The 23,681-nt window shown below is 69.8% G+C and carries 23 protein-coding genes and 1 tRNA gene; 14 read left to right on the top strand and 10 right to left on the bottom strand.

Features of this window, described 5'->3' with window-relative positions; genetic code table 11:
* Window positions 1-2 precede the first annotated feature (2 nt).
* Both ACZ7CH_RS31920 and ACZ7CH_RS31915 read left to right on the top strand, forming a co-directional pair.
* Window positions 3-620, top strand: coding sequence for a lysoplasmalogenase (locus ACZ7CH_RS31920; RefSeq protein ID WP_458434051.1), 618 nt, complete (start codon window positions 3-5; stop codon window positions 618-620).
* 66 nt (window positions 621-686) lie between these two features.
* Window positions 687-760, top strand: a tRNA-Lys gene (locus ACZ7CH_RS31915).
* A gap of 92 nt (window positions 761-852) precedes the next feature.
* On the opposite strand, the gene ACZ7CH_RS31910 is transcribed toward ACZ7CH_RS31915, so the two are convergent.
* From ACZ7CH_RS31910 to dnaE, 4 genes are all read right to left on the bottom strand, one after another.
* Window positions 853-2,058, bottom strand: a complete 1,206-nt coding sequence (locus ACZ7CH_RS31910; RefSeq protein ID WP_470375634.1) for a hypothetical protein — start codon at window positions 2,056-2,058, stop codon at window positions 853-855.
* Window positions 2,055-2,594, bottom strand: coding sequence for a tetratricopeptide repeat protein (locus ACZ7CH_RS31905; protein ID WP_470375633.1), 540 nt, complete (start codon window positions 2,592-2,594; stop codon window positions 2,055-2,057). The genes ACZ7CH_RS31910 and ACZ7CH_RS31905 overlap by 4 nt, the downstream gene beginning before the upstream one ends.
* A 537-nt stretch (window positions 2,595-3,131) precedes the next feature.
* Window positions 3,132-4,046 carry an AAA family ATPase gene (locus ACZ7CH_RS31900; RefSeq protein ID WP_470375632.1) on the bottom strand — a complete coding sequence of 305 codons (915 nt, stop codon included), beginning with the start codon at window positions 4,044-4,046 and terminating at the stop codon, window positions 3,132-3,134.
* A 133-nt stretch (window positions 4,047-4,179) separates the two neighbouring features.
* A complete protein-coding gene (dnaE, locus tag ACZ7CH_RS31895; protein WP_360400782.1) occupies window positions 4,180-7,740 on the bottom strand; it encodes a DNA polymerase III subunit alpha in 3,561 nt (1,186 codons plus the stop codon).
* 353 nt (window positions 7,741-8,093) lie between these two features.
* On the opposite strand from dnaE, the gene ACZ7CH_RS31890 reads away from it, so the two are divergent.
* Together ACZ7CH_RS31890 and ACZ7CH_RS31885 are read left to right on the top strand one after the other, a co-directional pair.
* A complete protein-coding gene (locus tag ACZ7CH_RS31890; RefSeq protein WP_360400779.1) occupies window positions 8,094-9,080 on the top strand; it encodes a fatty acid desaturase family protein in 987 nt (328 codons plus the stop codon).
* Between the two features lie 43 nt (window positions 9,081-9,123).
* Window positions 9,124-9,825 carry an SDR family NAD(P)-dependent oxidoreductase gene (locus ACZ7CH_RS31885; protein WP_360400776.1) on the top strand — a complete coding sequence of 234 codons (702 nt, stop codon included), beginning with the start codon at window positions 9,124-9,126 and terminating at the stop codon, window positions 9,823-9,825.
* Window positions 9,826-9,828: 3 nt separating this feature from the next.
* Here ACZ7CH_RS31885 and ACZ7CH_RS31880 read toward each other — a convergent pair whose 3' ends face one another.
* The 6 genes from ACZ7CH_RS31880 to ACZ7CH_RS31855 all read right to left on the bottom strand — a co-directional run bounded on the left by ACZ7CH_RS31880 (window position 9,829) and on the right by ACZ7CH_RS31855 (window position 15,038).
* Window positions 9,829-11,028 (bottom strand): cytochrome P450, encoded by a 1,200-nt coding sequence (locus ACZ7CH_RS31880; RefSeq protein WP_470375631.1) that lies wholly within the window; start codon window positions 11,026-11,028, stop codon window positions 9,829-9,831.
* A 15-nt stretch (window positions 11,029-11,043) separates the two neighbouring features.
* Window positions 11,044-11,826, bottom strand: a complete 783-nt coding sequence (locus ACZ7CH_RS31875) for an ABC transporter permease (protein WP_360400770.1) — start codon at window positions 11,824-11,826, stop codon at window positions 11,044-11,046.
* Window positions 11,823-12,758 carry an ATP-binding cassette domain-containing protein gene (locus tag ACZ7CH_RS31870; protein ID WP_360400762.1) on the bottom strand — a complete coding sequence of 312 codons (936 nt, stop codon included), beginning with the start codon at window positions 12,756-12,758 and terminating at the stop codon, window positions 11,823-11,825. The genes ACZ7CH_RS31875 and ACZ7CH_RS31870 overlap by 4 nt, the downstream gene beginning before the upstream one ends.
* Before the next feature lie 12 nt (window positions 12,759-12,770).
* Window positions 12,771-13,613, bottom strand: a complete 843-nt coding sequence (locus ACZ7CH_RS31865; protein WP_470375630.1) for a DUF4097 family beta strand repeat-containing protein — start codon at window positions 13,611-13,613, stop codon at window positions 12,771-12,773.
* Between the two features lie 72 nt (window positions 13,614-13,685).
* A complete protein-coding gene (locus tag ACZ7CH_RS31860; RefSeq protein ID WP_458434059.1) occupies window positions 13,686-14,207 on the bottom strand; it encodes a YlcI/YnfO family protein in 522 nt (173 codons plus the stop codon).
* 216 nt (window positions 14,208-14,423) lie between these two features.
* Window positions 14,424-15,038 carry a TetR/AcrR family transcriptional regulator gene (locus tag ACZ7CH_RS31855; RefSeq protein WP_360400753.1) on the bottom strand — a complete coding sequence of 205 codons (615 nt, stop codon included), beginning with the start codon at window positions 15,036-15,038 and terminating at the stop codon, window positions 14,424-14,426.
* Window positions 15,039-15,148: 110 nt separating this feature from the next.
* Here ACZ7CH_RS31855 and ACZ7CH_RS31850 point away from each other — a divergent pair, with 110 nt between their 5' ends.
* From ACZ7CH_RS31850 to ACZ7CH_RS31805, 10 genes are all read left to right on the top strand, one after another.
* The gene (locus tag ACZ7CH_RS31850) at window positions 15,149-16,153 is read left to right on the top strand and encodes a DMT family transporter (RefSeq protein ID WP_360400750.1); all 1,005 of its coding nucleotides are present in this window, start codon (window positions 15,149-15,151) and stop codon (window positions 16,151-16,153) included.
* A 25-nt stretch (window positions 16,154-16,178) separates the two neighbouring features.
* The gene (locus tag ACZ7CH_RS31845) at window positions 16,179-16,997 is read left to right on the top strand and encodes an MBL fold metallo-hydrolase (RefSeq protein ID WP_360400747.1); all 819 of its coding nucleotides are present in this window, start codon (window positions 16,179-16,181) and stop codon (window positions 16,995-16,997) included.
* Window positions 16,994-17,689 carry a DsbA family oxidoreductase gene (locus ACZ7CH_RS31840; RefSeq protein WP_360400744.1) on the top strand — a complete coding sequence of 232 codons (696 nt, stop codon included), beginning with the start codon at window positions 16,994-16,996 and terminating at the stop codon, window positions 17,687-17,689. The genes ACZ7CH_RS31845 and ACZ7CH_RS31840 overlap by 4 nt, the downstream gene beginning before the upstream one ends.
* Window positions 17,690-17,982: 293 nt before the next feature.
* On the top strand, window positions 17,983-19,134 hold the full coding sequence (locus tag ACZ7CH_RS31835) for an aminotransferase class I/II-fold pyridoxal phosphate-dependent enzyme (protein WP_360400741.1): 1,152 nt from the start codon (window positions 17,983-17,985) through the stop codon (window positions 19,132-19,134).
* Window positions 19,124-19,630 (top strand): DUF6190 family protein, encoded by a 507-nt coding sequence (locus tag ACZ7CH_RS31830; RefSeq protein ID WP_470375629.1) that lies wholly within the window; start codon window positions 19,124-19,126, stop codon window positions 19,628-19,630. The genes ACZ7CH_RS31835 and ACZ7CH_RS31830 overlap by 11 nt, the downstream gene beginning before the upstream one ends.
* A gap of 6 nt (window positions 19,631-19,636) precedes the next feature.
* Entirely contained in the window at window positions 19,637-20,425 is a 789-nt protein-coding gene (locus tag ACZ7CH_RS31825; RefSeq protein ID WP_360400735.1) for a dihydrodipicolinate synthase family protein, read from the top strand.
* On the top strand, window positions 20,422-21,237 hold the full coding sequence (locus tag ACZ7CH_RS31820) for an iron-containing redox enzyme family protein (protein ID WP_360400732.1): 816 nt from the start codon (window positions 20,422-20,424) through the stop codon (window positions 21,235-21,237). The genes ACZ7CH_RS31825 and ACZ7CH_RS31820 overlap by 4 nt, the downstream gene beginning before the upstream one ends.
* Complete coding sequence (locus tag ACZ7CH_RS31815) at window positions 21,234-21,542, top strand: Rieske (2Fe-2S) protein (RefSeq protein WP_360400729.1); 309 nt, start codon at window positions 21,234-21,236, stop codon at window positions 21,540-21,542. Before ACZ7CH_RS31820 ends, ACZ7CH_RS31815 begins: the two co-directional genes overlap by 4 nt.
* Complete coding sequence (locus tag ACZ7CH_RS31810) at window positions 21,539-22,951, top strand: purine-cytosine permease family protein (protein ID WP_470375628.1); 1,413 nt, start codon at window positions 21,539-21,541, stop codon at window positions 22,949-22,951. The genes ACZ7CH_RS31815 and ACZ7CH_RS31810 overlap by 4 nt, the downstream gene beginning before the upstream one ends.
* Window positions 22,941-23,651, top strand: coding sequence for a DsbA family oxidoreductase (locus ACZ7CH_RS31805; protein ID WP_470375627.1), 711 nt, complete (start codon window positions 22,941-22,943; stop codon window positions 23,649-23,651). The genes ACZ7CH_RS31810 and ACZ7CH_RS31805 overlap by 11 nt, the downstream gene beginning before the upstream one ends.
* Window positions 23,652-23,681 lie beyond the last annotated feature (30 nt).

The raw sequence follows: 23,681 nt of genomic DNA, 5'->3' as shown, positions 1-23,681 counted from the left end.
CCGTGAAGAAACAGGCCTACGCGCTGGCCGCGGTCGTGGACTCGATCGCGGCCGCGCGCCGCACCACCTCCGTCCGCAAGGTGACGAAAACCGCGCTGATGCCCGCTTTGGCGGTCGCCAGCCCACCCCGCGACCCCGGCATGGCCGTGGGCCTCGCCGGCTCGTGGGCGGGCGACGTGGCCCTGCTCGGCGACTCCGACCGCGCGTTCCGCACCGGCCTGTTCTCGTTCCTGGCCGCCCACCTCGGGTACACGGCGGCACTGGCCCGCCGCTCCCGCCCCGGTACCCGCGGCGCCGTCGTGCCGATCGTCGCCGCTTCCGCAGCCGCCGCAGCGCTCTTCGGCCGCGCGGCCGGCCCGCTGGGACGCCCGGTCGCCCTCTACGCCCTCACCCTGGGCACGATGGTCGCCGCCGCGTCCACCGCCCGCGGCACCGGCGCCCGCCGCGTCCTCGGCGGCGCAACCCTGTTCATGACCTCGGACGCGCTGCTCGGCGCGAGTCGGTTCGTCCTCAAAGGACGTGCCGCCCGCATCGCGTCGGCCGGGGTGATGCCGACCTACGCGGCCGCGCAGTGGCTGCTGCACACCGGCTTCGCGCAGGGTCGGGGGGAGCCCTCGTAAAACGGTTCCCAGGCGTGTGCTAACGTTCTTCTCGTCGGAACGAGCAGGACACCGGCACACAAACAAGCGCCGCTAGCTCAGTTGGTTAGAGCAGCTGACTCTTAATCAGCGGGTCCGGGGTTCGAGTCCCTGGCGGCGTACACCGGAGAAGCAGGTCGAGATTCGTCTCGACCTGCTTCTCCTTTTGTGCGGGTTCGTCGCAGACCACCACCGGCTCGACCTCGGCCCACGGCTACTGCTGGTTCCCGACGTTCCTGGTCGCTTCCAGGCGGGCTCGGACGACCTGGACGTAGTCGGCCGGGGTCTTCGCGTTCCGGCACAGCACGACGGCCTTGCAGTCGTCGTCGAACGCGACGACCGCGCCCGGCCCGGGGTTGTCTTCGAGGGTGCAGCCGCCGAGGCCGAAGTCTTTGTGGGGCTGGGCAGCCGCGGCGGCGAAGGCAGCCCAGCGGCGCGCGTGGAGGGTGCTCCGGATGCCGCAACGGCGAGAAGGGGACTCCGGCGGGGTGAGCAGGAAGAGCCGCGTGTGCGCGCCGGCCTTCCTGATGACCGCCAGCTCGTAGCTCAGCTGCCGGTAAGGGTGCGGGAACGTGATGACACAGCGGGAGTGCTCCACCAGCCACGCGAACTGCTCGCGCCACTCCTCGTCGGCCGTGTAGGCCGCCGTTCCCCCGTGCAGGGGCAGGCGGTCGTGCAGGTTCCCCATGTGCTGCCAGCGTCCCAGCAGCTCGCTGGCGGTGGGCTCCAGGAACTCGGCGAACGACGCCCTGCCGCGGCGGAACCGGTTGGGCTTGTACGTGATGCCGAGCCCGGTGTTCACCCCGTGGTCAGCGGAGGTGTGCGCGAACAGGTCGAGCTCGCGGCGGAACCCGCGGATGTAGACCACCGCGCCGGCCTGGAGGACCACGTCCCTCTCCGCCTCTGCCTTGTCCTTGCGCAGCGCCGCGTCGAGGAAGAGGCTCGCCAGGACGATGAACGGCACGACGAAGACGTGCGCCCCACCGGTCAGGTGGATGACGGCGAGTCCCACCGGGACGGCCAGGGTGAGCGCCTTGCCGATCGAGAGGAACGGCATCCAGTGGCTCCTGCTCCCCACCTTCCTGGTGCGGCTCGGCCTGGTCGTCAGGACCAGGAGCGGCACGGCCAGCACGCCACCACCCAGGATCGTGAGCAGGACGGTGCTGCGGACCGGGACGTCGTCGAGCGCCACGACCACGTCGAACACCACGCCCGACAGCCAGGCGCCGGCGAGGGCGACCCCCGTGGCGACGTGTCCCAGCCGTCGGCGCAGGTCCCGTTGCGAACCGACCTCCTCGCGGGAACCGGACCAGTACAGCGCCGCGGCGGCCACCACCGGCAGCAGGACCATGACCACCAGGTTCAGGGCGGAGACGAGCTCGCCGTCCGACGCCTCAGCGGACAGGAACAGCATGTTCACCGCGAAGCCTCCAGCGCCAGTGCGGCCCGTTCCCGCGAGCGGGCCAGGTGGACGGTGCTCCCCAGCTCCTCGTTGAGCTCGACGGCCCGCCGGTGGCAGACGAACGCGAACCGGTGTCGTCCCGCCGAGGACAGCGCGACGCCCATCGCGTCGAGTGCCTGCGCCTGGCCGTAGCGGTCGCCGAGCCGCCGGAAGAGCCGGACCGCCTTGGCGTGCAGCACGACCCCGCTGTCCAGCGACCCCTGCGCGGTGCGGACCCGGCCGAGGAGGTTGACCGTGCTCGCCTGTCCCGCCAGGTCGGCGCGGGCGGTGTAGATCCGCAGCGCGGCGGTGGCGTCGTCGCACGCCTCCTCCGGCCTGCCCGCGTACAGGTGGCTCCCGGCCCTGCCGTTGAGGCAGTTGGCCTCGCCGTGGGTGTCGCCGCAGCGGCGGTAGTTCTCCAGCGCGGCCGAGTAGCACTCCGCCGACTTCGCCGGTTCACCGAGCTCGGCGTACGCCCTGGCCAGCGACCGCAGGACGCGGTTCTCGGCGGCCACGTCGGCCAGCATCCGCGGCCTGGAGCGCGGTGGTGTGGCAGTCGGCCCAGTCCTGCCACCGGCCGTGCAGGTGCAGGAAGTCGGTGAGCGCCCACGGGATCATCCACGCGTGGGCGAACGCCCCCTGGTCGAACGCGATGCGGGCGGCGGCGAGCAGGGCCGTGATCTCGGCCGCGAACCAGTCGACCGCCTCGGTGTAGCCCTCCACCGCGGGGAGGACCATCCCCTCGGGCGGGGCGGGCGTGTCGATCGGCCGCCGGTGCGAGTTCAGCACGCGGTCGGCGCAGAGGGCGGTGTGCAGGGCGTGGTCGAGGAAGCCGGTGATCGCCGCGCGGCGCACCTCGTCCGGGTCGACGGCCGCGCACCGTTCCCGTGCGAACACCCGGAGCAGGTCGTGGAAGCGGTACCGGCCGGCGTCGGCGAGCAGCAGGTTGTGCGACGTGAGCTCGCGCAGGTGGCCGTCGGCCTCCCGCACGGTCAGCCCGCTCACCGCCGCCGCGCCCTCGACGCTGAAGGAGTCACCGGGCCACAGGCTCGTCAACCGCACCGTGCGGGCGGCCCCGTCCGACAGCAGGTCGTACGAGCTGGAGATGACCGCGCCCAGGTCGGCGGCGGGGATGTCCAGCCGCAGACCGTGCTCCCGCAGCTTCCCCGCGAAGCGCTCCAGGTCCATCCCGGGGTGCTGCACCGCGGAGGCCGCCGCGATCGACACGGCGAGCGGCAGGTCGGCGCACTCCTCGGCGAGCAGCGCGACCGCGGATCACCGGCCCGTCCGGCGCCGAGGTGGTTCTCGAACAGCTCCAGCGACTCGGCGCGCGTCAGCGTTCCCAGTCGCAGGACCTCCGCGCCGTACAACGCGTGCAGCGCGGCGGGGCTGCGGCGCGTGGTGACGACCACGAAACACCCGTCACCGGGCAACAGCGGTTGCACCTGACCGCTGTCCCGCGCGTTGTCGAGCACCAGCAACAAAGAGCGGTCGTGCACCAGATCGCGGAAAAGAGCCATTCGCTCGTCGCTGTCCGGCGGCACCTCGCCGGGAGGTACCCGCAGCGCGGACAACAACGCCAGTGTGGCCCGGTCCCGGCTGACGGCGGGCTGTCCGGGCGTGAACCCGTGCAGGTCGAGGTAGATCTGCCCGTCGGGGAACAACCGCTCGGCGACGTCCCTCGCCCACCGCGTGACCAGGCACGTCTTGCCGACTCCGGGTGCTCCCTCGACCACGCAGACCCGGTTCCCCCGCCCGGCCGGGGTCTCCGCCAGTGCCGTCAGCGCCGCGAGCGCGTCCGACCTGCCGACGAAGTACCTGCTGGTAGCGGGCAGCTGGCGGGGGACGTGGCGGCGCTGCGCGGTGTCCGGGTGCACGTGGACGCCCCCGTGCACGGTGCCGGCCTGGACCACCGGGCCCCGTGTCCCCACCGCCTGGTTGCTGACCGCGTTCGACCCGTGGTCCACATTTCCCATCATCCACAGCAATGCGCAGAAATCCCGTGCGTCACTCCTGCGGACCAGTTCCGCTGATACGGCTGAGTTATCGCTCAGGCCATTTGTGGTGCTGACGCGGAAAACAGTCCTCGTCGAACCGAATTCACCTCTGGACGGTCACACCGCGGATCGTCTTGAGGTCGCCGAAGAACGACGGGGTCGGCTGGACGCGGTAGTTGTCCACGACCAGCAGTTCCTTCGTCTTGTCGCGGCGCTGGACCTCCAGGTGCACGGCGACGTGGCCCTCGTGCGACTTGAGGGTCAGCTTCAGCTCCTCGACGATCTCCGGCGTGAGGTTCTTCGCCTGCAGGCCCAGCACGATCGGCGGGTCGGCGTCGGGGTTCAGCTCGGCGTCGCTGATGTCGAGCGGGATGACGCCGTCGCCGAAGATCGCCATCTTGTCCTCGCGCCAGTTGACGCGGCCCTTGACGCAGACGGCGGAGTCGAGCTCCAGGTCGTCCTTCAGCACCTCGTAGGACTTCGGGAAGAACAGCACCTCGATCGAGGCGTCCAGGTCCTCGATCACGGTGATGGCCCAGGGCTGGCCGTTCTTGTTCACCCGGCGCTCGATCGAGGAGATCATGCCGGAGACGATCAGCTCGCCGTCCTTGGGCGGGTCGTCCAGGATCACGGCGATGGGCCGCGGGGCGTGCTTGCGCAGGATGCGCTCGGCGCCGTCGAGCGGGTGCGAGGAGACGTAGAGGCCCAGCATCTCCTTCTCGTAGCTGAGCATCTGCTTGCGCGGGTACTCGTCCGCGCCGATCTTGAGGTGCGCGAGCGGTGAGGTGCTGTCGTCCGGCTCGTCGGCGCTGTCGGAGCCGAAGAGGTCGAACTGGCCCTCCGCCTCCTTGCGCTTGATCGGCACCACGCCGTCGACCGCGTCCTCGTGGACCTGGAAGATGCCCAGGCGGGGGTGGCCGAACGAGTCGAACGCGCCGGCCTTCGTCAGCGACTCGATCACGCGCTTGTTGCAGACCACGAGCTCGGACTTGTCCATGAAGTCCGTGAACGACGTGTAGGCGCCCTTCTCGGCACGGGTCTTGATGATCGACTCGACGACGTTCGCGCCGACGTTGCGGATCGCGCCGAGGCCGAAGCGGATGTCGGTGCCGACCGCGCTGAACCGCAGCGCCGACTCGTTGACGTCCGGCGGGAGGACCTTGATGCCCAGGCGGCGGCACTCGGCGAGGTAGACCGCCGACTTGTCCTTGTTGTCGCCGACCGAGGTGAGCAGGGCGGCCATGTACTCGGCCTGGAAGTTCGCCTTCAGGTAGGCGGTCCAGTAGGAGATCAGGCCGTACGCAGCGGCGTGCGACTTGTTGAACGCGTAGCCCGCGAACGGGAGGATCGTGTCCCAGAGCGCCTGGATGGCCTCGTCGGAGAAGCCGCGCGGGTCGGCCCGCATACCCGCCTGGAAGCCCTCGAACTCCTTCGCGAGAACCTCGGCCTTCTTCTTGCCCATCGCCTTGCGGAGCACGTCCGCGCGGCCCATGGAGTAGCCGGCGACCTCCTGGGCGATGAACATGATCTGCTCTTGGTAGACGATCAGGCCGTGCGTCTCGCCGAGGATCTCCTTGAGCGGTTCCTCGAGCTGCGGGTGGATCGGCTTGACGTCCTGGCGGCCGTTCTTGCGGTCGGCGTAGTCGTTGTGCGCGTTCACGCCCATCGGGCCGGGCCGGTACAGCGCGCCGACGGCGACGATGTCCTCGAACGTCGTCGGCTGCATGCGCCGCAGCAGGTCGCGCATGGGGCCACCGTCGAGCTGGAACACGCCGAGCGTGTCACCGCGGCCGAGCAGCGCGTAGGTCTCCGGGTCGTCCAGCGACAGGTTGTCGAAGTCCGGGACGGCGGCCTCACCGCGGTTGGCCTTGATGTTGTCGATCGCGTCACCCATCACGGTGAGGTTGCGCAGACCGAGGAAGTCCATCTTGAGCAGGCCGATGTTCTCGCACGACGGGTAGTCCCAGCCGGTGATGAACGAGCCGTCGGGGCGGTACCAGAGCGGGATGGACTCGGTGAGCGGGTCCTTCGACATGATGACCGCGCACGCGTGCACACCGGCGTTGCGGATCAGGCCCTCGAGGCCGAGCGCGGTGTCGAAGATCTCCTTCACCTGCACGTCGGTCTCGAGCAGCGACCGCACCTCGGCCGCCTCGCCGTAGCGCGGGTGGCTCTTGTCGACGATGCCCTTGAGCGGGATGTCCTTCGCCATGATCGGCGGCGGCAGCGCCTTGGAGATCTTGTCGGCGATCGCGAAGCCCGGCTGGCCGTGGTGCACGCGCGCCGAGTCCTTCAGCGCGGCTTTGGTTTTGATGGTGCCGAACGTGATGACCTGCGCCACCTTGTCCGCGCCGTACTTCTCGCTCGCGTAGCGGATCATCTCGCCGCGCCGGCGGTCGTCGAAGTCGATGTCGATGTCGGGCATGGCGGTGCGCTCGGGGTTCAGGAACCGCTCGAACAGCAGACCGTGCGGGATCGGGTCGATGTTCGTGATGCCCATCGCCCACGACACGGCGGCACCCGCGGCGGAGCCACGGCCGGGACCCACCCGGATGCCGACGCTGCGGGCGTAGCTGATCAGGTCGGCGACGATGAGGAAGTACGCCGGGAAGCCCTTGTCGATGATGACCTGGGCCTCGTAGTCGCAGCGCTTGATGTACTCCTCGGGGACCGGCTGCCCCTTGAACCGCCACTCCAGGCCGCGCTGGATCTCCTTGCGGAACCAGGACGCCTGGTCCTCGCCCTCGGGGACCTCGAAGTTCGGGATGCGGTCGCGCGGGGTCCACACGTCCTCGTACGACTCGATCATCTCGGCCACGAGCAGCGTGTTGTCGCACGCCTCCGGCAGGTCCTTGAAGACCTCGCGCATCTCGGCGGCCGACTTCAGGTAGTAACCGTCACCGTCGAACTTGAACCGGTTCGGGTCGGTCAGCATCTTGCCGGACTGCACGCAGAGCAACGCGGAGTGCGTGTCCGCCTGCTCCTTGGTGACGTAGTGGCTGTCGTTCGTCGCCAGCGGCGGGATGCCGAGCTTCTTGCTGATCGCGAGCAGGTCCTCGCGGACCCGCGTCTCGATGCTGAGACCGTGGTCCATCAGCTCCAGGAAGAAGTTCTCCTTGCCGAAGATGTCCTGGTAGTCGCCTGCGGCCCGGTAGGCCTCCTCGACCTGGCCGAGCCGCAGCCGGGTCTGCACCTCGCCGGACGGGCACCCGGTCGTGGCGATGATGCCCTCGGAGTGCTCGGCGACCAGGCCGCGGTCCATGCGCGGCTTGTAGTAGTAGCCGGTCTTGCTGGCCTCGGTGTGCAGCCGGAACAGGTTGCGCAGGCCGGTGGCGTTCTTCGCCCACATCGTCATGTGGGTGTAGGCGCCCGCACCGGAGATGTCGTCACCGCGCTGGGACGGGTCGCCCCAGAACACGGGCTTGTTGTGCAGCCGGTTGTGCGGTGCGAGGTAGGCCTCGATGCCGATGATCGGCTTGATGCCGGTCTTCGTCGCCGTCTGGTAGAACTCGTCGGCCCCGTACATGTTGCCGTGGTCGCTCATGCCCACTGCGGACATGCCCAGCCGCTCGGCTTCCTCGAACAGCGGGGCCACCTTGGCCGCACCGTCGAGCATCGAGTACTCGGTGTGCACGTGCAGGTGGACGAACGACTGCCCAGACAAGGCGGAGACCTCCCAGCATCGTGGTCGACTGTGCCGGACCCGGCACGGACCAGACGCACACACTAGCCAAGCCCGGTCCGCCGCGGCCGCCCGACCGCACAGCGTCGATGATGCCCCCGAACCTACCCGGACGGGTCGCGCGACGCGCCGTGCGGTGGGCTCGCGGAGGCCGGCCCGCGGGTCGGCGGGCGGGACGCCGCAGTGGCTGCTCAGGCGTGTGCACGTCATCACACCGGGTGACATCCAGCCGTGGTGGGCGAGCTCGAACTCGCCGGTGCGCGGTGCGGGCGGCCTTTGCGCATCCGTCACCGGTTGTGCGTTGACTTGCCGCCGAAGCACGTCAAACTGCACGAATGGTGCTTCGGCAGGCGAGCGACTTCGCCCAGCTGTCCGCGTTGATCAAGCAGGCCGGCCTGCTGCGGCGACGGCGCGGCTCTTACTACGTCCGCATCGGTGCGAACCTGCTGGTGTACGCCTCGCTGTGGGTGGTGTTCGCGGTGCTGGGCGACAGCTGGTGGCAGCTCGCGGTGGCGGTCGCGCTGGCGGTCATGACCACGCAGCTGGCGTTCATCGGCCACGACGCCGGCCACAAGCAGATCTTCGCGTCCCGGCGCTGGAACGAGGTCACCGGCTACTTCCACAGTGGACTGGTGGGGGTCAGCTACGACTGGTGGGTGGGCAAGCACAGCCGCCACCACGCCAACCCCAACCACGAGGACGAGGACCCGGACGTCGACATCTCGGTGCTGGCGTTCACCCAGCGGCAGAGCGCGGCCAAGCGCGGGCCGCTGCGCTGGATCGCCGCCCGCCAGGCCTTCCTGTTCTTCCCGCTGCTGCTGCTCGAAGGCTTTGCGCTGCACTGGCACTCGATCAGGTACTCCGGCCGGGAGCGGTACGTGATGATCGCGAACGTCGTCGTGTACCTCGGCGTCGTCTTCTGGGTGCTGTCCCCCGTGTACGCCATCGCGTTCGTGCTGGTGCACCAGGGGGTGTGGGGGCTCTACATGGGATGTTCGTTCGCCCCCAACCACAAGGGCATGCCGGTGCTCTCGGCCGGGCACTCGCTCGACTTCCTGCGCAAGCAGGTGCTGACCTCCCGCAACATCACCGGCGGCTGGTTCGTCGACCTCCTGCTCGGCGGGCTGAACTACCAGATCGAGCACCACCTGTTCCCCAGCATGCCCCGGCCTGCGCTGCGGCACGCCCAGGTGATCGTGCGGGAGTTCTGCGAGCAGCACGGCATCTCCTACGCCCAGTGCGGGCTGTTCCGCTCGTACGGGTACGTGCTGGAGCACCTGCACGAGGCGGCCGCACCGCTGCGGGTCAAACCCGCGGTCTGATTCCCGCCAGACCCGCGGCTGCCGTTCGACCAGGCTTTGCCCCATGGGATCACTTGAAGGCAAAGCAGCACTGGTCACCGGTGGCAGCCGCGGGATCGGGGCCGCAGTCGCCGCCAGGCTCGCCGCGCTGGGTGCGCGGGTGGCGGTGACGTACCAGAACACCAAGCCGGACAACGGGTTCGCGATCAGGGCGGACAGCGCCGACCCGGACGCGGTGGTCGCGGCGGTCGACTCGGCCGCGGCGGAGTTCGGCCGGCTCGACGTGCTGGTGAACAACGCGGGCACGTTCCAGGTGGGGCCGCTGGACGAGATCGGCCGTGCCGAGTTCGACCACACCATGGCCGTGAACGTCCGTGCGCCCTACCTCGCGGCACGGGCGGCGGCACGGCACATGCGCGACGGCGGCCGGATCATCAGCATCGGCAGCAACGTCGCGGTGTACGCGCCGTTCCCCGGTTTCGCGTTGTACTCGGCGAGCAAGACGGCGCTCATCGGGATGACGAAGGGCCTGGCCCGCGAACTGGGACCGCGGGGCATCACCGCGAACATCGTGAACCCCGGTCCGACCGACACGGACATGAACCCGGCGGACGGGCCGATGGCGGAGACGATCCGCGGGCTGACCGCGCTGGGGCGCTACGGGCAGGCTGCGGAGATCGCCGAGGTGGTGGTGGCGCTCGCGGGGGACGCCGGTGCGTACGTCACCGGAGCCTCCGTCAACGCCGACGGCGGGTTCACCGCCTGACCGCTACTGCCCCCAGGTGACCGGCAGGGCGTGCACGCCGTAGATGTTCATGTCGGTCCTGAGCCTCACCTCGTCAGCGGGCACGGCCAGCCGCAGCGTCGGGAACCGGCGCAGCAACCCCTCGAAGCCGGCGCGCATCTCGATGCGGGCCAGCTGCTGGCCGAGGCACTGGTGGATGCCGTGCCCGAACGCCAGGTGGCCGCGTGCGTTGCGGTGCACGTCCAGCTCGTCGGCGCCGGTGAACCTCGCGGGGTCGTGGTTGCCCGCCAGCAGTGACAGGACGACCGTCGACCCCCGCGGGATCGTCTCGCCGAAGAACTCGACGTCCTCCGCTGCGTAGCGGAAGAACACGTCGGCGACCGCGAGGTAGCGCAGCAGCTCCTCGACGGCGCCGGGGACCAGCTCGGGGTCCGCCCGCAGCGCCGCGAGCTGGTCGGGGTGCTCCAGCAGCGCGAACGTGCCCAGCGCCAGCATGTTCGCCGTCGTCTCGTGCCCGGCGAGCAGCAGCAGGAACGACATGCCGACCAGTTCCGGGACGCTCAGGTCCTCGTCGCGGGCGAGGTCGGACAGCAGGTCGTCGGCGGGGTCGGCGCGCTTGGCGGTGACGAGGCCGGCCAGGTAGGTGGCGATGGCCGTGTAGGCGGCCATCTTGTCCTCCAGGGTGATGTCCCGCTCCATCATCCTGGAGGAGTTCACCTGGAAGGTCTCCCGGTCGGCGTACGGGACGCCGAGCAGCTCGCAGATCACCAGCGACGGCACCGGAAGCGCGAACTCGGCGACCAGGTCGACCGGCGGGGTGAGCTCCGCCAGCGCGTCGAGCTGCCGTTCGGTGATCGCGATGATGCCCTCTTCGAGCGCCTTCATCCGCCGGACGGTGAACGCGCCGGTGAGCTTGCGCCGCAGCCGGGTGTGGTCCGGCGGGTCCATGCTCAGGAACAGGCCGGGCTCCTGCGGGGACGGCTCGGTCTGCTCCGGCCAGCCCGGCGTCGGGTACGGCACGTGCAGGACCCCGAGGTCCTGCCGGGAGCTGAACCGGGTGTCCGCCAGCGCCTGCCGGACGGCCTCGTAGCCGGAGACCAGCCACCCCTCGTGGCCGTCGGGGAAGAGCATCGGACTGACCGGGCGCTCCGACCGCACGGCGGTGATGGCGCTGGGCGGGACGAACGGACCGGCGTCGCGGTCCATCGGCAAGCCTTGCAACATGGTTCGGTCTCCTTCTCAGCGGGTGGACTCGCGGTTGAACAGCTTCTTGGACCACAGGTAGCCGCCGAACCCGATGACGACGCACCAGCCCAGCGCGATCCAGCCGCTGTGGCCGATCGGCGTGCCCGTGAGCAGGCCGCGCAGCGCGTCGATGAACGGGGTGAACGGCTGGTACTCGGCGAACCAGCGCAGCACCGCCGGCATCGAGTCGGTGGGCACGAACCCGTTGCCGAAGAACGGCAGCAGGATCAGCGGCAGGCCGATGTTGCTCGACGACTCGACGGACCTGCTGGCGAGGCCCAGCGCGGCGGAGAGCCAGATGAGCGCGAACGACATGCCCACCAGCAGGCCGATGACGGCCAGCCACTCGACCGGGCCCGCCTGCGGCCGGAACCCGATGGCCACGGCGACGCCGAAGACGAACGCCATGGCGAGCACGGTCTGCACGAGGCTGCCGACGACGTGTCCGGTGAGGACGGACACCCGTGCGATCCGCATGGTGCGGAACCGGTCGACGATGCCCTCGGTCATGTCCATCGCGATGGAGATCGACGTGCCCTGCACCGCCGCGGTGATCGCCATCAGGACGATCGTCGGGGTGACGTAGCTCAGGTACTCGGCGCGGCCACCGGACGGCCCGCCGAGGCCGGCGCCGAGCGTGCCGCCGAAGACGTAGACGAACAGCAGCAGGAAGACGACCGGCATCAGCAGCAGCTGGAACGTCATCGACGGGTAGCGGACCATCCGCCGCAGGTTGCGGCGGACCATCGTCGCCGAGTCGGTCAGCACGTAGCTCATGGCTGGGCCACCTTTTCGGGATTGCCGGTGAGGGCGAGGAAGACGTCGTCGAGGTCGGGGGTGTGCGTGCTCAGCGAGCCGACCGGGACGGCGTTGTGGTCGAGCCGGTCGAGCAGCGCCTTGAGCGAGCTCACGCTGCCGTCGTTCGGCACGCGCACCGCGAGCGCGTCGCCGTCGCGGGTGGCGGTGCGGACGACCCGCAGGGCGGACTCCAGGTGGCGCGGGTCGGTGAACTGCAGCAGGACGTGACCACCGGGGATGCGCCGCTTGAGCTCGTCGGCGGTGCCCTCGGCGACGACCCGGCCGTTGTCCAGCACCGCGATCCGGTCGGCGAGCTCGTCGGCCTCCTCCAGGTACTGGGTGGTCAGGAAGATCGTGACGCCGGAGGCGACCAGCTCCCGCACGACCTGCCACATGGCGCGGCGGCTGCGCGGGTCGAGCCCGGTGGTCGGCTCGTCCAGGAAGATCACCTGCGGTGAGCCCACGAGCGTCATCGCGAGGTCGAGCCGGCGCCGCATGCCGCCGGAGTAGGTCGACGCCGACCGGTCCGCCGCGTCGACGAGGTCGAACTGCTCCAGCAGCCGGTCGGCCCTGCGCCTGCCCTCGGTCTTGCCGAGGTGGTGCAGGTCGGCCATCAGCTTCAGGTTCTCCCTGCCCGTCATCAGGTTGTCTACGGCGGAGAACTGGCCGGTGACGCCGATGGCGGCGCGCACGGCGTCCGGGTCGGCGGCAACGTCATGTCCCGCAACGGAAGCACTGCCGCCGTCGGCGCGGATCAACGTGGAGAGGATCTTGACCGTGGTGGTCTTGCCCGCGCCGTTCGCGCCGAGCAACGAGAAGACGGTGCCGCGCGGCACGGTCAGGTCGACGCCCTTGAGCACCTCGGTGTCGCCGTACGAGCGGCGCAGGCCGGTTGCCTTGATCGCGTTCATCGGGGTTGCTCCTCAGGCCCGGCGGATCGTGATGTCGCCGAACGACGTGCTGGCGTGGACCTTGACGGTCTGGGTGGAGTCGCCGGGGCCGTCGCTGCCGTCGAGGGTGTTGGTGACGCGGCCGAACCCGGTCTTGACGTCGAGCCACGCGGCGGTGCCCTGGGCGATGCCGAGCTCGATGCTGCCCATCGCGGTGCTGAGCGTGGCGGTGTCGCGGACGACCTCGCCGACGGTGACGGACCCCATGGCGGTCTTGGCGTCCAGCAGCGCGCCGACCCGCTCGGCGGTGATGTCGCCGTTGGCGGCGCGGGCCCGCAGCTCGCCGCCGACCGTGCCGATCTCGGTGTTGCCGTTGGAGTTCTTCACCGTCAGCGAGCCGGTGACGGCACCGACGCGGATGCTGCCGCTGCCGGACTTCACGTCGGCGTCGCCGTTCACGGCGCCGACGGTGACCTGACCGGCACCGGTGTCGACCTTCAGCTTGCCGGTGCGGTCGACGTGGACGTGGCCCGCGGACATGTCGGCCCCGGTCTCCCCGAGCACGCCGCTGGTGCGGATGCCGCCCGCGGTCACGTCGAGGTCGGCCTTCGAACCGGTCGGCAGCTCGATGACCACGTCGACGCTCCTGGTCTTCTTGGAGAAGTCGAACGTGCGCTTCTGGCCGCGGATGGTCAGCGTGCCGTCGGCGAAGTCGACGCGGGTCTTCTGCGCGGCCTCGACGTCGGAGGTGTCGCGCGGGTCGGACGGCCGGATCTCGACCGAGGTCGTCGTGCGGTCGCTCGCCCTGACCTCGACGTGGCCCGCGTAGATGTCGAGCAGCACCGAAATCGGTTCTGGCGTGTCGTAAGAAGGCATGGCTGTCCCCTCAGAAGGTGTCGGAAAACCGTCTCCGCAGGTCAGAGACGTGAGGTGAAGAGCGGCAGGGAGCTAGCGGACCCAGCCGGTGAACCGCTGCGACTGGGCGACGCCGCCCAGCCAGGAGTCGGTGCCGGTGTCGCGCTTGGGAGCCAGCTGGGCCGTCGCGGCGCGGACCAGCCACGCGTTGACCGACCGGCCCTCCTTCGCCGCTGCCTCGTCGATCGCGGCCTTGAGCTGTTCGGGCAGGCGGACGTTGATGCGCACGGTGGCGCCGTCCTCGTAACCGGAGGCGTCCTCGGCCGGTGCCGGGGCGGGCTCCGGCGCGACCTCGGCCGGCTGCGGCTCCGGTGCGCGGCGGGTCACGACGAACCGGGGGTCACGGCCCCGCAGCAGCACCTGCACCGAGTCCGGTGCCAGGTCCGCGGTGATCTCGTCGGCGGCGGCGGAGAGCGCTTCGAGCAGCGCCAGCCGGATCGCCGACTCCATCGACACGGTCAACCGCTCGACCAGCGCGCTGTCCTCGCCGCTGCCCATCTCGGCGGCGGTGAGGAGCTCGCGGCCGAGGGAAGCCACATACGGGGTCAGATCCATGGCACCACTATGGCACACGGTGGCACCACCCACAAGCACCTTTGGCTCAATTTGGCATCACCGTGGCTCAAAATCCGGCCTCAGGGAGGATAGTCGCAGCTCACAGCAGTGAAGCAGGATGGCTCACGCGGTGCCACAGCGACTCGGAAGTGGCCTTCGGACCGCAGCACGACCGAGCCGGGTGGCACCCGGCGGCTCAGGCTGGCTCAGCGTGGCTCAGGGCATCAGCAGGCGGTGGCTCATCCACGTGAGCCCCTCCGCGATCTGCTCCCTGCTCACGCCGCGGCGGCGCTGCTCCTGGTAGACCTCCGGCGCCAGCGGGGCCAGCAGCACCTCGATCAGCCCGTTCGGCTCCGTGACGCCGGCCTCGACCAGCAGCGACCGCACGTGCACCCGCCAGAACCCGTAGGCGCCCGTGCCGAACCGGGCGGACCCGACCTCCGCGCCCAGCACGAGGTGCAGGTGCCGGTCCAGCAACGAGGTCATCGCGCCGTAGAACGCCGCCAGCCGGTCCGACGGCGTCGCGCCGGGACCGAGCGGCGGCTCGCCGCGCAGCAACTGCTCCTGCAGTTGCCGTTCGTGCTCGTCCAGCAGTGCCGCGGCGATCGACGCCGGGTCCGGGTACCGGCGGTACAGCGTCGCCCTGCCGACACCGGCGGCGCGGGCGATGTCCTCCATCGTGACCTGACGCGCGTCCTTGGCCGCGAACACCTGTTCCGCGGCCGCGAGCACGCGCGCACGGTTGCGCGCGGCGTCGACGCGCTCCTTGACCTCCGGCTGCCCGGTCGTCACCGCGAGCAGGGCCTCACCCTGTCCGCCCCTGATGGCCATGGCCGAATCCTACGCGCACCGCAAGGAAGTGGACAGCGCGTCCACTTGCCCCTTAGGCTGACGCGGTCATATGGACACGCTGTCCACTTATTCAGGTCGGGGGTAGTCCCGTGTACTTCGCACTCTTGGCGGCGGCGCTGCTGGTCGGATGTCTGCTCGCCGTGCAGGCGTCGGTGAACCTTCAGCTGAACAAGGCGGTCGGCACGCCGTACGGCGCCTCGACGCTGCAGCTCAGCGTGGCCACCGCACTGCTCGCGATCCTCGCGGTCGCGGTCGGCACGATCGGCGCGGTCTCCCTCGTGCCCGACGTCGAGCCGTGGCACCTGCTCGGTGGCCTCGCAAGCCCGCTCTACATCACCAGCGGCATCCTGCTGTTCCCGCGCCTGGGCGCGCTGGCGGCCGTCGGCCTCTTCGTCACCGGCCAGATGTTCGCCTCGCTCGCGCTGGACCTGTTCGGGCTGTTCGGCGTGCCGAGGCAGCCGCTCACGATCGGTATCGCGGTCGGCGCCCTCGCCGTCCTGGCCGGCATCACCGTGATCATCCGCGGTCAGCTCAAGGCGCAGAAGGCAGCCGCGCCCGCCAGCGCCGCGCCCGCACCGGCCACGCCCGCGGGCGGTGGCACCGCCGTCGCGACGAAGTCCGCGTCCGGCACGAGCGTGAAGCAGGCCGGCTGGATCGTGCTCGGCATCGTCGCCGGTGCCGTGCTGCCGATCCAGGGCGCGGTGAACGCCAAGCTGCGCGCCGACCTCAAGGCGCCGATCACCGTCGCGATGATCAGCTTCGTGGTGGCCACGCTCGCCATCGCCATCGTGCTGCTCGTCATGCGCGCGCTCAACCGCACTCCCGCGCCGAAGCTGGCGCCGCTCAAGACGATGCCGTGGTGGGGCTGGCTCGGTGGCGCGTGCGCCGCCGCCTACGTCACCGCGACGTTCATGCTCATCCCGGAGATCGGCGCCGCCACCACGGTCGCGCTCACCGTCACCGGCCAGCAGCTGGCCTCCGCGCTGATCGACAGCCGCGGTCTGTTCCAGATGCCGCGCCGGCCCTTCACCGCGGTCCGCGTCACCGGCCTCGCGCTGCTGGTCGTCGGTTCCGCACTCGTCCAACTCACCTGACACCACGCACTTGGGGGGACCACCCGTGCCGCCGAACATGCGCAAGCCCTACCGCGCAGCTCCCGAGATCTTCACCCTCCCGTCGTACTTACCGATTCCCGGCGCGGGCCTGCTGCCCGTCAACGCGCACCTGGTCCGCGCACGGGAACCCGTCCTCGTCGACACCGGCATGGGCATCGACCGCAGCGACTTCCTGGAGTCGCTGTGGTCTTTGGTCGATCCGGTGGACCTGCGGTGGATCGTGCTCACCCACGACGACCGCGACCACGCGGGGAACCTCAAGGAAGTCCTCATGGCGGCACCGAACGCCATGCTGATCACCAACGGCCTCGCCGTCGCCCGCCTCGGCGAGGAGTGGGACGTGCCGCCGAACCGGGTGCGCCTCGTCAACCCCGGCCGGACGCTCGACCTGGGCGACCGCAAGATCACGCTGCTGCGCCCGCCGTCCTACGACTCTCCCTCCACGCTCGCCGTGTACGAGCACCAGGAGGAAGCGTTCTTCAGCGCGGACAGCTTCGGCACGATCATCCCGGACCTGGTCGACGACGCCACGGACGCCAAGGAGAGCGAGTACCTGGAGGGCATGGCGCTCTTCACGCGCGCCAACGCCCCGTGGACCGCCCTGGTCGACCAGGCCAAGTGGGACCGCAACCTCGACGACCTCGCCCGGCTGCGGCCGCGCCGGGTCCTCAGCTCGCACGGCCCGACCGCGACCGACCGCGTCGAGCGGCTCATCGAGACCGTCCGCGGCGTGCCCGCGATGGACCCGTGGCTGCCCGACGAGGACGTCGAGGTCGAGTCGGTGCTCGCCCAGTACGAAGCAGACCAGAGGAGTGCGCAGTGACCGTCACCAAGGCAGACCTCACGCCGGAGCAGGGCACCATCGTCGTGTTCTCCGACATCTGGTGCTCCTTCGCCCACATCGGCATCCACCGCCTGCACGCCACCCGCGAACGGCTCGGCCTGCAGGACCGCGTCCGGTTCGACCTGCGCGCGTTCCCGCTGGAGCTGCTGAACAACGCCTCCAGCCCGCGCTCGGGCACGGACAGCGAGGTCGGGCGGATGGCGGCGCAGGAGCCCGCCGCCGGCTGGCAGCTGTGGCAGGTGCAGGACTGGCTGTACCCGTCGACCGTCCTCCCGGCGCTGGAGGCGGTGCAGGCGGCCAAGCTGCAGGGCCTGCACGCCTCCGAGCAGCTCGACCTGAGGCTGCGCAAGGCTTTCTGGGCCGAGTCGCGCAACATCAGCAACCGCAAGGTGATCGTCGACTGCGCCCAGGACACCGGTGCGGTCGACGTGGCCGAGCTCGTCGAGGCACTCGACGACGGCCGGGCCCGCCGCACGCTGAGCGACCAGGCTGCCATCGCGGCCACGGACGTCGTGAACTGCAGCCCGCACCTGTTCCTGCCCGACGGCAGCGACCACGCCAACCCCGGCATCCAGGTGCGCTGGGAGGGCGGTTACGGCGTCGGCTGGCCCGTCGTGGAGGCCGACGACAGCGACGTCTACGAGGAAATCCTGAAGCGTTCGGCGGCCTGACCGCGGAACCCAGTCAAAACGGACACAGAAAAAACTTAACCATCCTCCGCTAAATAACAAGCAGAACACCAGAAACCGGCATGGCGCGCCCCTTCAGGGGCAGCGCCATTTCGGCGTTCCCGAAAAAGCAGCTCAGGAATCCCATAGGCAACTTTGCAGAAACATTGGCGTTACCTTTCCGTTACACAAATTCTCGAAGCGTTCGGATAGCTTTGCACCCATCGCGGCTGGGGAGTTCGCGAAACCACCCACAACAATTCCTCGGGGGAATTACTGTGAGTAACAACAATGCTGTGGAAGATTTCGTCGATCTCACACAGCACGAACTGCTCGCTCTTCGAACAAAGTTCAACCTCGCTGACGCGCACACCCACCAGTACCAGTCGCCGAGTCAGGACAAGATCGTTTCTCGACTTCCTGACCTGTGGTACGAGGCTGAGCGCGACCAGCAGGCCCACTTCGAGCAGAAGTTCATCGATGCTTTCTTCCGGCTGCACAAGCAGCCGACCGCGCTGGCAATGGGAAAGACCTGGCTGTCCTACTCGGCCAGCGTCTCCACGATGGTCGCGGCGATGTACATGAAGCAGCGCAACATGTCCGTCTCTTTGGTCGAACCGTGCTTCGACAACTTGGTCGATCTGCTGAAGTGCATGCGGGTGGACACCCGGCCGCTGGCCGAGACCGCGCTGCACGACGTCGGCTCGATCTACGAGAACCTGAAGGTCGTCGAGACCGACGCGATCTACCTGGTCGACCCCAACAACCCCACCGGGTTCACGCTGCTCAAGGACGGCCGCAGCGGTTTCGAGGAGGTCGTCCGCTTCTGCGTCGACCACGACAAGCTGCTCGTCATCGACTTCTGCTTCGCCTCGTTCGCGCTGTGCGACCAGGGCATGGACCGCTTCGACGTCTACCAGCTGCTGGAGGACTCGGGCGTCACGTACATGGCGATCGAGGACACCGGCAAGACCTGGCCGGTGCAGGACGCCAAGTGCGCGATGATCACGGTCAGCGAGAACATCCGCGAAGAGGTCTACAACATCCACACGGCGGTGCTGCTCAACGTCTCGCCGTTCGTGCTGAACGTCCTCACCCAGTACGTCGAGGACTCCATCGCCGACGACTTCGCGTCGGTGCGCGACGTCATCAGCGAGAACCGGGCCACCATCCGCGAGGCGCTCGAGGGCACGATCCTCGAGTACGTCCAGCCGGTCGTGGACACCAGCGTCGCGTGGTTCCGCATCGCGGACGAGAACCTGACGGCCACCGAGCTGCAGGCCTCCATGCTGGAGCACGAGGTCTACGTGCTGCCCGGCACGTTCTTCTACTGGAACGAGCCGGCCCGCGGCGAGCGGTTCGTCCGCATCGCGCTCGCCCGCCAGCCGGAGCACTTCGCCGGCGCCGCGCGCAAGATGCGGGAGGTGCTGCTGTCCGATGAGCGCTGAGGCGATGATCGACGCCTCGCTGTTCATGGGCATGCACAGCACCGACGACACGATCCGCCTCCGCTGCAAGAGCTTCTTCGCGCAGCGGATGGCGGGCCGGGTCTCGATGAGCCTCGAACACGTGGGGTTTTGCGACAACCTGGTGTGGAGCCACCCCAGAGCGGAGCAGGACGCGTACTACCCGTTCATGGACGTCCTCCACACGGACATGCGGATCGACCGCATCGGCTACGAGGAGACGGACCTCAAGTTCGCCCTCGACCAGTCTTGGCCGCCCGACCTGCCCTGGCACGAACGGCTGCTGCTCGCCATGGCGACCAGGCTCGGTGCCACCGTGCACACGGCCAGCAGCCGGCTCACCGCCCGCACCGACCTGCCCGCCGCGGTGGTGTCGGTGTGGAACACCGCAGAAGAGTCCACGGTGGACTTCCCGCAACCGCTGGAACGGCTCTACGAAGAGTCGCTGGCGTTGCGGGTTGCTCCGGAGAGGGTGTGAACGACGATGGCTTACTCCGGAACGATCGTGCCGCTGGTGACCCCGCTCGACGACAGCGGGCAGGTGGACACCGACAGCGTCGCGCGGCTCGTGGAGTCGGTGCGGGGCAACGTGAACGGGCTGATGCCCACGCTGAGCTCCGGCGAGGGCTGGTTGCTCGACACCCGGCAGTGGACCGACATGGTGAGCGCGACCGTCGAGCACTCCGGTGGGTTGCCGGTGCTGGCCGGCGTTCAGCTGCCCGACACCGAGTCGGTGGTCGAGCGGTCGCGGCTGGCCGAACGGCTCGGCGTGTCGGCGGTGGTGGTCACCACGCCGTTCCGCGCGGACATCAGCCAGGACGAGATCTTCCAGCACTACCGGGAGGTCTCCGAGGCGCTCGACGTCGGACTCTTCCTCTACAACGAGAAAGCCGTGTCCGGCAACAGCATCGAGCCCGCGACGCTGCGGCGCGTCTGCACGCAGCTGCCGAACGTCGTCGGCGTCAAGGAGTCCAGCGGCTCCGCGGAGCTGACCCGCGCGCTGGTCGCCGAGTGCCCCGGCCTGCCGGTGTTCGAGGGCTGGGAGAACCTGCTGCTGGAGGCGCGGGGCGTCGCGGGCTTCATCGGCCCGCTCGCCAACCTGGAGCCGAAGGTGTGCACGGAGATGCTCGCCGAGCCCACGCAGGAGCGGCAGGACGAGATCAACGCGCTGTGCGAGAAGTACGGCGTGTTCGAGGACGACTGGTACCGCCACGTCAAGACGGCCCTGCGCGAGCGCGGGATCATCAAGACAGACCGGGTGGTGGGCACATGAGCGACCAGCGGCAGCTCTACGTGCACAACCGCTCGGTCCTCGACCTCGGCGCCTACGCCGACCTGCTCGACATCGAGAGCCGCTGGGTCGTGCCCAAGGCCGCGGAGCTGGAGGCGGCGGCGCCGTCGTTCGGCCACCGCCGTGAGCTGCTGGAGGCGATCGAGGCGTTCCTCAAGGAGGAGGAGGCCGCCGGTCCGTCCGAGCACGAGCGGTTCCTCGCCGAGGAGGCCACGCTGGACCAGTTCCGCGTGGTGGTGCGGGAGTTCGCCGTCGACGGGCTGGTGGAGTCCCAGTCGCACCTGGGAATCCTGCCGCGGCTGCCGAACAAGGCGCGGATGGCCGTGCTGCGCGTGCTGATCGACGAGTTCGGCTGCGGCAACGACGAGCAGGAGCACTCGGCGCTGTACGGCAAGCTGGTGGCCGAGCTCGGCATGCCGACCGACCTCGACTGGTACGTGGAGCGGGTCGGCGACGAGAGCTTCGCCTACGTCAACCTGTTCCACTGGCTCGCCGAACGGGCGCCCGCGCCGGAGTACTTCCTCGGCGCCTACACCTACTTCGAGTCGAGCGTGCTGTACGCGTTCCGGTGCTACGCGCAGGCGTGCGACCGGCTGGGGGTCGTCAACCGCAGGTACTACGACGAGCACCTCTACATCGACGCCTACCACAGCAGGCAGATGCAGGCGTCGATCAAGGCGCTGGCCGACGAGCGGCCGGTCGACCTCGCGAAGGTGTGGACCGGCGTGACGCTGACCAGCGCGGTCGTGGCCGAGGCGACCGAGGCCGCGATCGACAGGGCGAGGGCGGCATGAGCGCCGAACCCGTGGTGCGCCAGCTCGCGGAGGACCTGATCCTGGTGGAGGTCGCGGGCAGGCGGATCCTCACCGAGTCCGCCTGCCCGCACCGCCGCGGCCGGCTGCGCTACGGCTACGTCAACGGCCGCACGCTGCGCATCACCTGCCCGCTGCACCTCTCGTCGTTCGACCTCACCACCGGCAGGCAGGTCACCGGGCCACCGTGCCGCGAGCTCGTGGTGGCACCGCTGGCGGAGGGCGCCGAGGTGCCCGACCCGGACACCGCCCGCGCGCTGCTGGCAGCGGCGGAGGAGGCCCGATGAGCACTCCGCAGAAGGTCGTGGTGGAGACCCGCGGCGTGGACGTCGTCCCGGACGAGGAGCGGACGTCGTCGCCGGGGGAGTTCTTCTGGATCTGGAACTCCGCGCAGTTCTCGCTGGGCACCGTCGTGCTCGGCTCGGTGCCGGTGGCGTTCGGGCTCGGCTGGTGGGCGAGCATCAGCTCGTTGCTGATCGGGCTGCTGATCGGCACGGTCGTGGTCGCGCCGCTGGTGCGGTTCGGCAAGGCCACCGGCGCCAACGACCCGGTGTCGAGCGGCGCCCACTTCGGCGTGCGCGGGCGGGTCATCGGCAACGTCATCACGGTCTGCGCGGCGATCGGGTTCTTCTCGATCGCCGTGTGGACCGGCGCGACCGCGATCCTGTTCGCCGGGCAACGCCTGCTCGGCACGCCCGCGGACGGTGCGGCGCTCGCCGTGGTCGCACCGGTCGTGGCGGTGGTCGTGGTGCTCGTCGCGGTGTACGGCCACGCGGTGCTGCTGGCCACCTACCGGGTGATGACGATCATCGGTGCCGCGGTGCTGCTGGGGCTCGTCATGGTGCTGCTGCCGGAGTTCGACCCCGGTTACGCCGGCGGTGCGTACGCGCTCGGCGACTTCACCAGGACGTGGCTGCTCGCGGTCACGTTCAGCGCGACGGTGCCGATCTCGTACTCGACCTTCCAGGGCGACTACAGCCGCTACCTGCCGAGGTCGGTGAGCGACCGGACCGCCGTGTGGTGGAACGGTTCCGCGATGTACCTGAGCAACGCGGTGGCGCTGGGCGTGGGCGCGTTCGTCACCACGCTGCTGACCGATCCCGGTAAGCCGTGGATCATCGGCGTGGCCGGTGTGGTGCCGGCGTGGTTCGCGGTCGTCGTGGTGGCCTACGGGCTCGCGGGCACCCTGCCGCAGGGTGGCCTGTGCATCTACGCGGCGGGCCTGTCGGCGCAGTCGATCTTCTGGCGGCTGTCCCGGCCGGTGGCGACGGTCCTGGTGTCGGTGGTCGGCGTCAGCGCGCTGTACGTGGGCGCGGTGGTGTACGACGCGATCGACTCGATCTCGGCGTTCGTGCTGGTGCTGCTGGTGTTCGTGGCGCCGTGGGCCGCGATCATGCTGGTGGGCTACCGGCAGCACGGTGGCCGCTACTCGGCCGCGGACCTGCTCGCGTTCACCTCCGCCGGCCAGGGCCGCTACTGGTACACCGGCGGGTTCAACCTCCGCGCGGTGTGCGCGTTCGTGCCGTCCGTCCTGCTGGGACTGCTGTTCGTCGGCAACACCCTCTACACCGGCCCGCTCGCGGGGCTGGCGGGCGGGATCGACCTGAGCGCGGTGGTCCCGTTCGTGGTCGCCGCGGTCCTGTACGACGTGCTGTGCCGCCTGTTCCCGGAAAGGGTTCTCGCGCATGCCGACTGACCCGCGGCTCCCGTCGAGCCACGACACGATCACGGTCTTCACCGACCTCAACTGCTCCTTCGCCCACCTGGCCGTGTACCGGTTGCACGAGGCACGGCGCAGGCTGGGGCTGGAGGGCCGGATCTGGTTCGACCACCGGGCCTTCCCGCTGGAGCTGTTCAACCGCACGGTCAACGAACGCCCCGGTGTCGACTCCGAGGTGTCCGTGATCGGCGCGCTGGAACCGGACGCGGGCTGGCGGCTGTGGCAGGGACCGGACTGGACGTACCCGGTCACGATGCTGCCGCCGCTGGAGGCGGTGCAGGCCGCGAAGGTCCAGGGCTGGCACGCCTCCGAACAGCTCGACCTGGCGCTGCGCCGGGCGTTCTGGGCGGAGGGCCGCTGCATCTCCCTGCGCCACGAGATCCTCGACATCGCCGGGTCGACCGGTGTCGTGGACGTCGGCGAACTGGCTCGCGCGCTCGACGACGGCCGTGCCCGCGCGGACGTCATGAGCCAGTACGAGGCCGCGAAGGACGGGCGGGTGAACTGCAGCCCGCACGTGTTCCTGCACGACGGGACGAACCTCGCGAACCCCGGCATCCGCACCCGCTGGGTCAACGGCGGGTTCGGCACCGGGTTCCCGGTGATCGACGCCGACGACCCGTCGGTCTACACCGATCTGCTCGACCGCGCCGCCGGCTTGTCGACGGCCGCCTGACACGCCCCGGTCGCGCCGGCGCCGCCGCCG

The sequence above is a fragment of the Lentzea sp. NPDC037011 genome, from assembly GCF_055607425.1.
This window is presented reverse-complemented; position numbering and strand designations above follow the sequence as displayed.